Source organism: Trichococcus paludicola, assembly GCF_003052295.1.
In the GTDB taxonomy this organism is placed as follows: domain Bacteria; phylum Bacillota; class Bacilli; order Lactobacillales; family Aerococcaceae; genus Trichococcus; species Trichococcus paludicola.
The window spans coordinates 114,844-127,154 of sequence record NZ_QBLC01000001.1; the positions used below are offsets into that span (position 1 = coordinate 114,844).

The window sequence follows — 12,311 nt, forward strand, 5'->3', positions numbered from 1 at the left end:
TATGAGTGCCTGCAGGTTGTCCGATAACCGGGAGGAATCGGACAACCTGTGAGCGTAAGCACTTGAGCTTGTCCGATATTCGCGAAGAATCGGACAACCGGCAAGAGTTAGCTCTGGAGCTTGTCCGATAACCGCGAAGTATCTGACAACCGGCAATCATTTCGAGACAGCTCCGTTTTTTCGCACTTCCGATGGCAAACAGTGGAATCTGTTTTTATAGCACGTATAGAAATAAGTCTTGTTAGAAAATCCGACTTCGGTCAGGATCGTCTGGATCGGGATTTCGGTTGATTCGATGAGCAGGTTGGCCTTCAGCAGCCGCTTCTCGTTCAGCAGTTCCGTGAACGTCTGGCCGCTGCGCTTTTTGATCATGTTACTCAAGTAATTCTTATTGAAGTTCAGCCGTTTGGAGGCAGCATCCAAGGTCAGCGTCGTGAACTCGGAATCAATCAGCTGGAGGACCTCGTAAAAGGGGTCCTTTTTGCTGAACGTTTCGCTGTACTCGTGCGGAAGCGAGCGCGCCAATTCATAGAGCAGGATAGGCAGGTAGCTGCTGATGATCTTTCCGGAAAAGACTTTCGGGAAGAAATATTCGTCGGCCATGTTGTTGATGATCTGTTTGATGTGCTCGTTCTGGTCGTTGCGGAACAGGATGAAATTGGCGGCGTTCGTGTCCAGCGGATTGTTCGTCAGCAGGATTTTGTAGAGGATGCTGTCGTTGTGGTTCATGTTCATCAGCCAGTTGATCGAGATGCTCTTGTTGTTGAAAAGGATGTTCAAAAGCAGATCGTCCTTGCCGAGCGCCTCGATGGAATGCTCGCTGCCGGTGTCCATCAGCAGGATGTCGCCTTCCTTCAACAAGTAAGGGACGCCGTTGATGATTTGGCTACATTCCCCCTTCACGATGTAGTTAAGCTCCAGGAATTGGTGCGAGTGCTCCGGATAGGCGGCGTAACGGTTGTGTTTGCTCATGTAGATATCCTTGTTTTCGAAAAACAGATGCTCCTTGATCTTTGGAGCCCGGGTCGCCTCCCCCTCCAGTTCCGGCAGATCGGGCACGAATTTATGTCGCTTTTTCTGTTCCTTTTCGATGACAGACTCCCGCGATAACAGCGCTATCAGATCCATTTGGACACCTCCTGTATATTTGGTACTCACAACTCATTCAGTGACATTGTAGCATAAATCCAGAAGTTGTTTAATAGTAATGTAAACAATTACAAGGTGGAGGTGTGAAACAAGTATATGAAGTACTATGTGATGATAGATATCGGCGCCTCCAGCGGGCGGATCATGCTGGCGGAAATAGATAATAAACAATTGGCGTTGCAGGAAGTGCACCGTTTCAAAAATGGCTTCAGCCGCATCGACGGATCCGACAGATGGGATATCGAAACCATTTTCGAAGAAATTCTGACTGGGTTATCCAAACTGAAGGCGCTCGGCGTGACGGAATGCCATCTCGGGATCGATACATGGGCGGTCGACTACTGCCTGATCGGAACGGACGGCCAATTGCTGCAGCTGCCGATCAGTTACCGGGACGAACGCACGAAAGATACGATGGAAAAAGTGGCAAAAGTGATCGGAAAAGAGACGATCTACGCCAAAACGGGCATCCAATTCCTGAACTTCAATACTTTGTATCAACTGTATGAAGAGGACAAGGACTTGTTGGCCAAGACGGACAAAATACTGATGATACCGGATTATCTGGCATACCGGTTGACCGGTGAGATGGTCGGCGAAGTGACGAACGTGTCCTCTTCGCAGATGCTGAATCTCGAAACCGGCGAGTTCGATAACGACTTGCTTGAACTTGTCGGCATCCCGAGAGCGAAGTTTCCGGAACTGGTTGTGCCAGGAACGAAAATCGGCGATGTGAAGGCTGATCTGACGGAAAGCTATGATTTGCCCAAAATCGAAGTGATCGCTGCGGCGACGCATGATACGGCATCCGCCATCGTCGGCGTGCCGGCGCTGGGCGGGAAATGGGCCTACCTCAGCAGCGGAACCTGGTCATTGATCGGTGTCGAAAACGACGCACCGATAAATGACCGTCCCGCCTACGAAGCGAACTTCACTAATGAGTGGGGCGCTTATGGGACCTATCGTTTCCTGAAGAACATCACCGGCATGTGGTTCGTGCAGGAAATCGCGCGCAACCTGGATTACCGCCACTCCTACGGCGAAATGGCGCAGATGGCTTATGCAGTCGAACCATTCCTGCAGTATGTCGATCTGAACGATCCGCGCTTCCTCAATCCGGCAAACATGATTGAGGAAATCCAAGCCTACTGCCGCGAACGGGGCGAAATCATTCCGGAAACAACCGGTGAATTGGTGATGTGCGTGTACAGCAATCTGGCCTTGGCCTATGCGCATGAACTGAAGAAAGTCGAAGCATTAACGAAGGAAACGATTGATGTGTTGCACATCGTCGGCGGCGGAGCGAACGTCAAACTCCTGAATCAGCTGACAGCCGATGTCACCGGGAAGTTGGTCGTTGCCGGACCTACCGAAGGCACCGCAATCGGAAACCTGCTCGTGCAGATGATCGCAGCTGGAGAATTTGCTGACCTGGCGGAAGCCAGAACATGGCTGAGAAGTCAGATCCACGTTGAAGAATACCCACCAAACCCGATCGCAGATCGGGAGCACTTAAAAAAATACGAAGAAAAGATTGGAGTATAGACAGATGACAAAACCTATTGAAGAAGCATACACTTTAGCAAAACAAAAATACGCCGCCATCGGTGTGGATACAGATGCAGTACTTGAAAAACTGAGCCAAATCAAGGTTTCATTGCAATGCTGGCAAGGGGACGATGTATTGGGATTCATGTTCCCTGATCAAGCCTTGACCGGCGGGATTTCCGTCAGCGGCAACTACCCAGGAAAAGCGACAACACCAACGCAACTGCGTGCTGATTTGGATAAAGCCTTGAGCCTGATCCCAGGCAACCACAAAGTGAATCTGCATGCCATCTATGTGGATACGGACGAAAAAATCGACTTGGATCAAATCGAACCGAAGCACTACGAAAAATGGGTGCAATGGGCAAAAGAAAAAGGTCTTGGACTGGACTTCAACCCTACTTGCTTCTCCCATCCGAAATCAACAGACGGCACCTTGTCCAGCAGCGACCCTGAAACACAAGCATTCTGGATCGAGCACGTGAAACGTAGCCGCAAAGTGGCCGCTTACTTCGGTGAAGAACTGAACCAAACTTGCGTGAACAACATTTGGATCCCGGATGGCTACAAAGATAACCCAATCGATAAAATGTCGCCGCGTGTCCGTCTGCGCGATGCGTTGGATCAATGTTTGGAAGAAAAATTCGATGATGCGCACATGCTGGACGCAGTCGAAGGCAAACTCTTCGGCATCGGCGCAGAAAGCTTCACGACCGGTTCCAATGATTTCTACCTGTCCTACGCTTTGACAAGAGATATCCTGTGGACAATCGACGCTGGACATTTCCATCCGACCGAGGATGTTTCCGATAAATTCACGGCCTTCCTGCCGTTTGGTAAAGGCTTGATGCTGCACGTGAGCCGTCCGATTCGTTGGGATTCCGATCACGTTGTCATCTTGGATGAAGCGACTACCCGCATCGGCGAAACATTGGTGCGCAACGAATTGTTGGACAAAACATTCATCGGCATGGACTTCTTCGATGCAACGATCAACCGTGTCGCAGCCATGGTCATCGGCGCGCGCAGCACATTGAAATCCTTGTTGTTGGGTATGTTGAGCCCAATCGAAACATTGAAGGATGCCGAAAGCACTGGCGACTTCACAACCCGTTTAGCTGTCACGGAAGAAATGAAATCTTATCCATTCGGCGCTGTCTGGGAATTCTATTGCCAACAACAAAATGTTCCGGCTGGTACGGAATGGCTGACTGAAGTAAAAAACTACGAACAAAAAATTCTGACGGAACGCAAATAAGGGGGAAACCATCAAAATGAAAAACATTTTAGAAGCACCATTCATCAAAGAAGTCATGCTGTTGACGGACGTCATGTACAAATTCGGCTGGCACGAAAGAAACAGCGGCAACTTGTCCTACTTGCTGAAAGAAGAGGAAATTACGGAATATCTGGATCTGAACGAAGTGAAACGCAACATTCCGATCGCTTTCGACGGAAAAGCCTTGGCCGGGAAATATTTCCTGGTCACCGGAACAGGTAAATTCTTCAAAAACGTCATCCATGACCCGGCTGATGTTTTGGGAATCCTGAAAGTAACTGCGGAAGGCAACAGCGTAGACCTATTATGGGGATACGAAAATGGAGCGGCTCCTACAAGCGAATTGCCGGCTCATTTGATGTCACACATTTCGCGCTTGTCGGTCGATCCTGAAAACCGTGTCGTTTACCACTGCCACGCAACCAACTTGTTGGCGATGTCATTCTCTTGCGAGTTGGATGAAAGAAGCTTCACGCGAATCCTTTGGAAAATGTGTACTGAGTCATTGGTCGTGTTCCCTGAAGGCGTGGGCATCCTGCCTTGGTTGATGCCTGGAACGAACGAAATTGGCGAAGCAACTGCTGAGAAAATGAAGGAGTACCTTCTGATCGTATGGCCGCACCACGGTTTGTACGCAGCCGGAAAAGACTTGGAAGAGTGCTTCGGTTTGGTCGAAACGGCTGAAAAATCAGCGACCGTCTACACACTAGTACAATCTCAAGGCGGCATCAGACAGGAAATCACTGATGAGCAATTAAGCAATCTGGGCAAACGTTTCTCTGTAACCCCAAGAGCGGGCTACTTGAACATCTAATCTTATCAAAAGGGGATAATGCAAAATGGCAACTTTTTATGTACCAGCAACAAACCTTATCGGAATAGGCTGCATCAAGGAATTAGGCAGCAATGTGAAGGAACTTGGCTACAAGAAAGCTTTGTTCGTAACGGATAACTTCTTGGCTAAAAGCGAAATGATCGACGTTGTCTTGGCAGAATTGGACAACGCGGCTATCGACTATGTGGTCTATGCGGATGTCGATCCGAACCCGACTTGCAAAAACGTCAACGAAGGCGTGGCTATGGCCCAGGCTGAAAACTGCGACTTCATCATTTCCTTCGGCGGCGGTTCTCCGCAGGATGCAGCGAGCGCAATCAGCATCATCCTGACGAACGGCGGCAAACCGCAGGATTACGAAGGTTTGCACAAATCCGCTAAAGCCGGCTTGCCGGTTGTGGCGATCAACACAACTGCCGGAACATCCGCTGAAATCACGATCAACTACGTCATCACTGATGAAGACCGCAAAGTGAAGATGGTTATGGTCGACAAAAACAGCTTGGCGAAAATTTCCGTGAACGATCCTGAATTGATGCTGACGATGCCAAAATCATTGACTGCAGCTACCGGGATGGATGCTTTGACGCATGCGATCGAATCGATGGTAACGCCTGGCGCTTACCCTGTGACCGAAGTCTTGGCTTCCGGAGCGATCGAATTGATCCGCGAATACTTGCCGAAAGCTGTAGAAAACGGAACTGACTTGGATGCGCGCGACAAAATGGTCAATGCCATCTTCTTGGGCGGAATGGCCTTCAACAATGCCGGCCTGGGCTATGTGCATTCGATGGCTCACCAATTGGGTGCCGTCTACCACTTGCCGCACGGCGTCTGCTGCGCGATGCTGTTGCCGATCGTGGAAGCTGAAAATGCTAAATTTGCACCTGAACGTTTCCGCAAAGTAGCGAAAGCATTAGGATTAGCAGTGACAGCTGACGTATCCGATCAAGCTTGCGCGGATTACACGGTCGAAGAAATCAAACGTTTGTCCAAAGTTGTCGGTATTCCAACATCATTGAATGAGCTGGGCATCAAGGAAGAGGAATTCGATTACGACTACTTGTCGAAAAATGCCATGATCGATGCCTGCGCTCCAGGGAATCCGTTCACTCCGACACTGGAAGAAACGATTGCAATGTACAAGCAATTGTTCCAATAATCCACACCTGAGCCAAAAAAACTTTTTCAAAAAATTCAGATAATCCGAATTTGTCCAAAATAAGGTTATCCAAAACAAAGAAGAGCCATCTCGATTTTTGAGGCGGCTCTTCTTTGCTGTGCCAAAAGACGGTTATAGAACTGGATGTCGGTTGTTGAGGATGCCAGGAATACCGAACAGTCGACAGAAAATCGAACTCTCGGCTGTTCGTACCACGAAGCGCTCGAAACAGCCGACAAAAGTCGGATCTCTCGACATTTCGCGAAGTGAAACGCTCGAAACAGCCGACAAAACCTGGCTCAACTCCGACCAACCTGGATTGGCCTACCTGATCGTATAGCATTAAACTATAACTGCGTATATTTATTAAGTGTTATCCTATATCCGATTTCCGTGGCATACTGGAGCAACCTTCTGATAGCAGCTGATTAGCAACTATCGGGACAGTGGTAAGACATCCTGTTCGCAGTGTTCCCTGATGACGAGGGAAGGAACTTGAAATAGCAGGAACCAAAAAAATGAGATGGAGGAAATCAAAATGAACAGTTCACTAATCGGTTTTCCAAGAGTAGGCAAAGGACGCGAGTTGAAATTCGCATCCGAAAAATATTTCAGGAAAGAAATTTCAGTAGAAGAGTTGGAGAAAGTCGCAAAGGGTCTTAAGATAATGCACTGGAATCTGCAGCAAGCAGCCGGCATCAGCCACATCCCTTCGAATGATTTTTCATATTACGACAACTTGTTGGATCTGACGGTCTTGTTGAATGCTCTGCCAAACGGCTACAAACAGCTGGGGCTGAACGAGCGCGACACCTATTTTGCGGCTGCGCGCGGTTATCAGGGCGAAGCGGGCGACGTCAAAGCGTTGGCGATGAAGAAATGGTTCAACACCAATTACCATTACTTGGTTCCGGAACTGTTCGACGATTCCGAAATCAAAGTGGCGGGCGACAAGCCTTTTGCCGAGTATGAAGAAGCCAAAGAAATCGGAGTGCTGACGAAACCGGTCCTCATCGGCGGCTTCACTTTCCTGAAACTGGCCAAATATAAAGGTTCAAAAACAATACATGATTTTGCTGAACAAGTGGCAGATGCCTACATCGCAATATTGGATCGGTTCAATGAACAAGGTGTGGCGTGGGTGCAGTTCGATGAACCGAGTCTCGTCACCGATTTGTCCGATGAAGATGTCGCGTTGTTTGCTTCCCTGTACAAAAAAGTGTTGGCGCATAAAGGCAACGTAAAAGTATTGCTGCAGACATACTTCGGGGATATCCGGGACAGCTACGAAGAAGTGATTGGGCTCGATTTCGATGGCATCGGCCTAGACTTCATCGAAGGCAAGCAAACGGTGGAACTTTTGGAAAGACATGGCTTTCCGGCTAATAAAACGTTGTTTGCCGGCGTCCTGAACGGAAAAAACATCTGGAAGAGCGACTACAAAAAGGTTGTCGAATTGGTCAAAGGGCTGGAAGAGTACAGCAACGACATCGTCATCAGCACTTCCTGTTCGTTGCTGCATGTTCCCTACACGCTGGAAAATGAAACAAGCTTGCCGGAGGAAGTTTCCCAGTATTTCGCTTTCGCGAAGGAAAGGCTGCAGGAAATCAAGGAACTGACGGAACTGATCGGCACTTCCGGATATGAAGGGCAGGAAGCCTATCTTGCAAATCAACAAGTCTTTTCAGCGGACCGGGTGTACGAAGACAAGCATGTTCAAGCATCCGTGGCGAGCTTGACGGAAAGGGATTTTGTCAGAAACGTTCCGAGAAAAGAACGGAGAGCGATCCAAAAGGAGAAGCTGCAACTGGGGCTGTTGCCGACGACGACAATCGGTTCCTTCCCGCAGACGAGGGAAGTGAAGCAAAACCGCAGCAAATACCGTAAAGGCGACATCGACAGAGCCGAATACGATGAAAACATCAAAGGCTTCATCAAAGAATGCATCGATCTGCAGGAGGAACTGGGGTTGGATGTGCTAGTCCACGGCGAATCCGAGCGCAACGACATGGTTGAGTTCTTCGGCGAAAACCTGGCGGGGTACGTATTTACCGAAAAAGCTTGGGTGCAGTCCTACGGAACAAGATGCGTCAAGCCGCCGATCATCTTCGGCGATATCCGACGCGAAAACCCGATCACCGTGTTCTATTCGGAATATGCGCAGAGTCTTTCCGACAAACCGGTCAAAGGGATGCTGACGGGTCCAGTGACGATCCTGAATTGGTCGTTTCCGCGTGAGGACATTTCGTTGAGGGAGATGGCTTTCCAGATCGGTCTGGCAATCCGCGAAGAGGTTCTGGATTTGGAGGAAGCGGGCATCAAGATTATCCAGATCGATGAAGCGGCTTTGAAAGAGAAGTTGCCGATCCGCAGGGAAGAATGGGCGAGCGAGTATCTTGATTGGGCAATCCCAGCATTCCGCCTTTGCCACAGCGGCGTGCGGCCGGAGACGCAGGTGCATACGCATATGTGCTACAGCGAATTCGAGGAGATTGTACAGGATATCGACAACATGGATGCGGACGTCATTTCATTCGAAGCTTCCCGTTCCAAACTGACCATCATCGATGCCTTGAAGGCGAACCAATTCGAAACGGAAGTTGGACCGGGCGTATACGATATCCACTCCCCGCGCGTGCCGAGTGTCGAAGAGATGGTGGCGGTATTGAAGAACGCGTTGACGAAGATAGACGAAGAAAATCTATGGATCAATCCGGACTGCGGACTGAAAACCAGAGGCATCAAAGAAACGAAAGAAAGCCTGGCCAATCTTGTGGCGGCGGCGAAGATCATCAAAGACGCAGTTTCGGTCTAAAAAAAGAGGTGAAGGCTGATGAAAATAGAATCCAAATTCCAAAAGAAAAAACCGGTGCTTTCCTTCGAAATCTTTCCGCCGAAGCGGGATAAAGCGATCCAGAACATCGATGAGACACTGGCGATCCTGAGCGAACTGAACCCTGATTTCATCAGCGTCACTTTTGGCGCCGGCGGAAGTCACACGAATAACCAAACTGTGGAATTGGCAAAACGGATCAAACATCAATACGGGATCGATCCGCTGGTGCATCTGACTTGCCTGAATCATTCGAAATTCGAAATCTGCGAATTGCTGGAGGAACTGAAGGATGCCGACATCGACAGCATCCTTGCCTTGCGCGGGGATGCAAACCCGGCAGTGGAAGCGAAAAAAGATTTCCGGTATGCCAGCGACCTGGTCAAATTCATCAGGCAATACGGTGATTTTTCCATCAGCGGCGCCTGTTACCCGGAATGTCACACGGAGTCCAAGAACAAAGTCGAGGACATTGCCCATCTGAAGGAAAAGGTGGACAGCGGGGTGCAGCATCTGATTTCCCAGCTCTTTTTCGACAATAATGCCTTCTATTCCTTCCAGGAACATATCCAGATCGCAGGCATGCATGTGCCGGTTGAGGCGGGCATCATGCCTGTCATCAACAAAGCCCAGATCGAAAGGATGGTGACGCTCTGCGGTGCCTCCTTGCCGGAAAAGTTTTCCAGAGTGATGCACAAATACGAAGACAACAAAGAGGCACTTTTCGATGCTGGTATGGCCTACGCGATCAATCAAATTGTCGATCTACTGGCGCACGATGTCGACGGCATCCACATCTATACGATGAACAATCCAATCGTCGCAAAAAGGATCTGCGACGGGATCAAGAATCTGATTTGAATGCGAATTCGTCGGGGCGTCGCTTATCGGAGCAGGGCGAAGCCAACCTTTGTCGGAGTTGGTGCTTTCCTCCGGTGAGCGTCGTTCTCAACGGAGTTGCGGTTCCCGGTAATAGCTCTCCTCCTGCGAGCGAATGCTGGCCGGAGCTGAGTGCGCGGCCGGAGACTGTCCTCCGTCGAACGAGGGCTCGTCGGAGGAGCGGATTTTACGCACGCGTCAGCTCCGGTGAAGCCACCCCTGATCGAAGCTGGTGCTTTCCTCCAGCGAGCGCCCCTCTCAACGGAGTAGCGGTTCCCGGTAATAGCTCTCCTCCCGCGGGCGAATGTTGGCCGGAGCTGAGTGGGCGGACGGAGGCTGTCCTCCGTCGAACGAGGGCTCGTCGGAGGAGCGGCTTTTGCGCACGCGTCAACTCCGGCGAAGCCTCCGTTCACCGGAGGAAAACCGCTCATTCCGCTTCTCTCATCAGATTTTTTCAGAAAAAAGAGCTCCAGCCAAAAAATGGCGGGAGCTCTTTTGTGTGTTATCAGTTACTTTGTGTATTTTTTTTGGTCTGGAAACGCGGTCTTTGTGCGGCTTTTTGGCCGCCTCTTGGACCTTGTTGGTTTTTGACGCGGGTTCCGTTACTGCGCGCGGCAACCGGTTTTTTCGGTTGCGGTGCAGCTGCCTTCGTGCCTTCTTTCAACATAAAAGGCTGATCTGTTACGACCGGAACTTTTCTCTGGATAAGTTTTTCGATGTCACGCAACAAGGATGCTTCTGTTTCATCACAGAAAGAGATGGCTTTTCCGCCGCGTCCTGCGCGTCCTGTACGGCCGATACGGTGAACATAGGTTTCCGGAACTTCAGGCAGATCAAACAGAATGACATGCGAAAGTTCAGGCACATCGATGCCACGGGCTGCGATATCTGTCGCTACAAGAACGCTGGTTTTTTTGGTCTTGAAGTTTTCCAAAGCTCGTTGACGCGCGGTCTGGGATTTGTTTCCGTGGATCGCTTCGGCTGAAAGGCCTGCTTGCAAAAGCTTTTTGACGATCTTGTTGGCGCCATGCTTCGTTCTTGAGAAGACAAGGGATCGCTCCATTGAATCTTCCTTCAACAGGTGGATAAGCAGGTCGGTTTTGTCGGTCTTGGCTACAGGGTAAACGCTCTGGTGGATGATTTCCACAGTCGAGGAAACCGGAGTGACTTCAACCTTCACCGGATTTGACAAAATAGTGCCCGCAAGTTTTTCGATCTCATTCGGCATAGTGGCCGAGAAGAACATGCTTTGGCGTTTCTTAGGCAATTCGCGGATTATGCGGCGTACATCATGCAGCATCCCCATGTCCAACATCATATCCGCTTCATCCAAGACAAAGAAATCTACCTGGTTCAGTTTGATGTATCCTTGTCCGATCAGGTCCAACAATCTACCTGGTGTCGCGACAAGGATATCCGTTCCGCGTTTCAGCGCAGCTGTCTGAGGATTCTGGGAAACACCACCAAAAATGACTTGGATCTTCAATGGAAGGTATTTAGCATAAATTTGGAAGCTTTCCCCGATTTGCAGGGCAAGTTCACGGGTAGGAGCAAGGATCAGCGCTTTGATGGCGCCTTTTCCAGCGGTTTCTTGGTCCGTTAAGTTCTGAAGAATCGGTAGAGCAAAGGCAGCGGTCTTACCGGTACCGGTTTGAGCACAACCCAACAAATCCTTGTTGTTCATCAGATGCGGAATAGCATCTTCTTGGATGGGCGTAGCTTTCGTGTAGCCAGCTTCTTTCAGTGCGCGCAACAGGTGTTGGTTCAATTCTAGTTCTTTAAATAACAAATGGTTCTCCTTCAGCATGTTCTACATGCATTTGATTTTAGTAAATATGTTTCGGGTCAGGCCAATTTGGGAAAGAGAATCGGACTCTCGGTTTGCCAAATTCCTCACCGCGAAACGTTATATAGGTTCTCTGAGCAACAGCGTGACTGGTCTACTATATCACAAATGGAGGCAAAAGTCATAGAATTCCGCTTTTGGGTGGAATAATAAGGGTGCAAACAAGGCAAGGAAGCGTTGAGGAATCCGAAATAACCCGCAAAAAAAACCGCGCCGAAATGGATTCGTTCTTCCATTTCGATGCGGCCTTGTTTTTGTGGAATTTGTACTTTGAATAGCGTACCGCCAGTTCATAAATGACTAGTCCTGGATTTCATCCAATCTCTTCAGATGCTTCTCGGCAATCTTCTTCACTTTGTCGACGCGGTTGGTGTATCTTTCGATATCGCTGAGGTAGTCAGTCGTCATCCAAGCCGTCACGATTTCAAGCGCCAATGCCGAACCAATGATTTTTCCGCCAAGGCAGAGTACATTCGTGTCGGAGTGGGAACGCGCCAGTTTCGCGCAGAAAGGGTCTTGGCAAACCGCCGCATAGACGCCGTAGATTTTGTTGGCGATCATAGCGCTGCCGTAACCGACGCCATCGACAAAAATACCGCGGTCGGCTTTTCCTTCCGCCACAGCCAGTGAGGCAGGGTAAACATAATCGGACAGGTCACAAGGTTCTTCGTTGTAAGGTCCGAAGTCGAGCACTTCATGACCTTCCTTTTCGAGTAAAGCTTTGACTTCTTCTTTCAATGCGAAGCCGGCATGGTCGCTGGAAACGGCAATTTTCATTTA

General features: G+C 49.5%; 9 protein-coding genes. 6 read left to right on the plus strand and 3 right to left on the minus strand.

The window, feature by feature from the left end; genetic code table 11:
• Positions 1-156: 156 nt before the first annotated feature.
• Positions 157-1,128 carry a helix-turn-helix domain-containing protein gene (locus C7R56_RS00510; RefSeq protein WP_107994690.1) on the minus strand — a complete coding sequence of 324 codons (972 nt, stop codon included), beginning with the start codon at positions 1,126-1,128 and terminating at the stop codon, positions 157-159.
• A 117-nt stretch (positions 1,129-1,245) separates the two neighbouring features.
• Here C7R56_RS00510 and rhaB point away from each other — a divergent pair, with 117 nt between their 5' ends.
• From rhaB to metF, 6 genes are all read left to right on the plus strand, one after another.
• Positions 1,246-2,694 carry a rhamnulokinase gene (gene rhaB, locus C7R56_RS00515; RefSeq protein WP_107994691.1) on the plus strand — a complete coding sequence of 483 codons (1,449 nt, stop codon included), beginning with the start codon at positions 1,246-1,248 and terminating at the stop codon, positions 2,692-2,694.
• A 4-nt stretch (positions 2,695-2,698) separates the two neighbouring features.
• Positions 2,699-3,955 carry an L-rhamnose isomerase gene (locus C7R56_RS00520; protein ID WP_107994692.1) on the plus strand — a complete coding sequence of 419 codons (1,257 nt, stop codon included), beginning with the start codon at positions 2,699-2,701 and terminating at the stop codon, positions 3,953-3,955.
• Positions 3,956-3,965: 10 nt separating this feature from the next.
• Complete coding sequence (gene rhaD / locus C7R56_RS00525; protein WP_234402555.1) at positions 3,966-4,790, plus strand: rhamnulose-1-phosphate aldolase; 825 nt, start codon at positions 3,966-3,968, stop codon at positions 4,788-4,790.
• A 25-nt stretch (positions 4,791-4,815) separates the two neighbouring features.
• Positions 4,816-5,973: an iron-containing alcohol dehydrogenase gene (locus tag C7R56_RS00530; protein ID WP_107994694.1), complete on the plus strand. Its 1,158-nt coding sequence runs from the start codon at positions 4,816-4,818 to the stop codon at positions 5,971-5,973.
• Between the two features lie 538 nt (positions 5,974-6,511).
• The gene (gene metE, locus C7R56_RS00535) at positions 6,512-8,788 is read left to right on the plus strand and encodes a 5-methyltetrahydropteroyltriglutamate--homocysteine S-methyltransferase (protein ID WP_107994695.1); all 2,277 of its coding nucleotides are present in this window, start codon (positions 6,512-6,514) and stop codon (positions 8,786-8,788) included.
• An 18-nt stretch (positions 8,789-8,806) separates the two neighbouring features.
• Positions 8,807-9,667, plus strand: coding sequence for a methylenetetrahydrofolate reductase [NAD(P)H] (gene metF / locus C7R56_RS00540; protein WP_107994696.1), 861 nt, complete (start codon positions 8,807-8,809; stop codon positions 9,665-9,667).
• A gap of 523 nt (positions 9,668-10,190) precedes the next feature.
• Here the strand turns inward: metF and C7R56_RS00545 are convergent.
• Together C7R56_RS00545 and C7R56_RS00550 are read right to left on the minus strand one after the other, a co-directional pair.
• Positions 10,191-11,474 carry a DEAD/DEAH box helicase gene (locus C7R56_RS00545; RefSeq protein WP_107994697.1) on the minus strand — a complete coding sequence of 428 codons (1,284 nt, stop codon included), beginning with the start codon at positions 11,472-11,474 and terminating at the stop codon, positions 10,191-10,193.
• Between the two features lie 357 nt (positions 11,475-11,831).
• Complete coding sequence (locus tag C7R56_RS00550) at positions 11,832-12,308, minus strand: RpiB/LacA/LacB family sugar-phosphate isomerase (protein WP_107994698.1); 477 nt, start codon at positions 12,306-12,308, stop codon at positions 11,832-11,834.
• Positions 12,309-12,311 lie beyond the last annotated feature (3 nt).

Coding starts and splice junctions, on each gene's coding strand:
- C7R56_RS00520 (WP_107994692.1), top strand. CDS start 2,699: ATGACAAAACCTATTGAAGAAGCATACACTTTAGCAAAACAAAAATAC.
- C7R56_RS00510 (WP_107994690.1), bottom strand. CDS start 1,128: ATGGATCTGATAGCGCTGTTATCGCGGGAGTCTGTCATCGAAAAGGAA.
- C7R56_RS00550 (WP_107994698.1), bottom strand. CDS start 12,308: ATGAAAATTGCCGTTTCCAGCGACCATGCCGGCTTCGCATTGAAAGAA.
- rhaB (WP_107994691.1), top strand. CDS start 1,246: ATGAAGTACTATGTGATGATAGATATCGGCGCCTCCAGCGGGCGGATC.
- metF (WP_107994696.1), top strand. CDS start 8,807: ATGAAAATAGAATCCAAATTCCAAAAGAAAAAACCGGTGCTTTCCTTC.
- metE (WP_107994695.1), top strand. CDS start 6,512: ATGAACAGTTCACTAATCGGTTTTCCAAGAGTAGGCAAAGGACGCGAG.
- C7R56_RS00530 (WP_107994694.1), top strand. CDS start 4,816: ATGGCAACTTTTTATGTACCAGCAACAAACCTTATCGGAATAGGCTGC.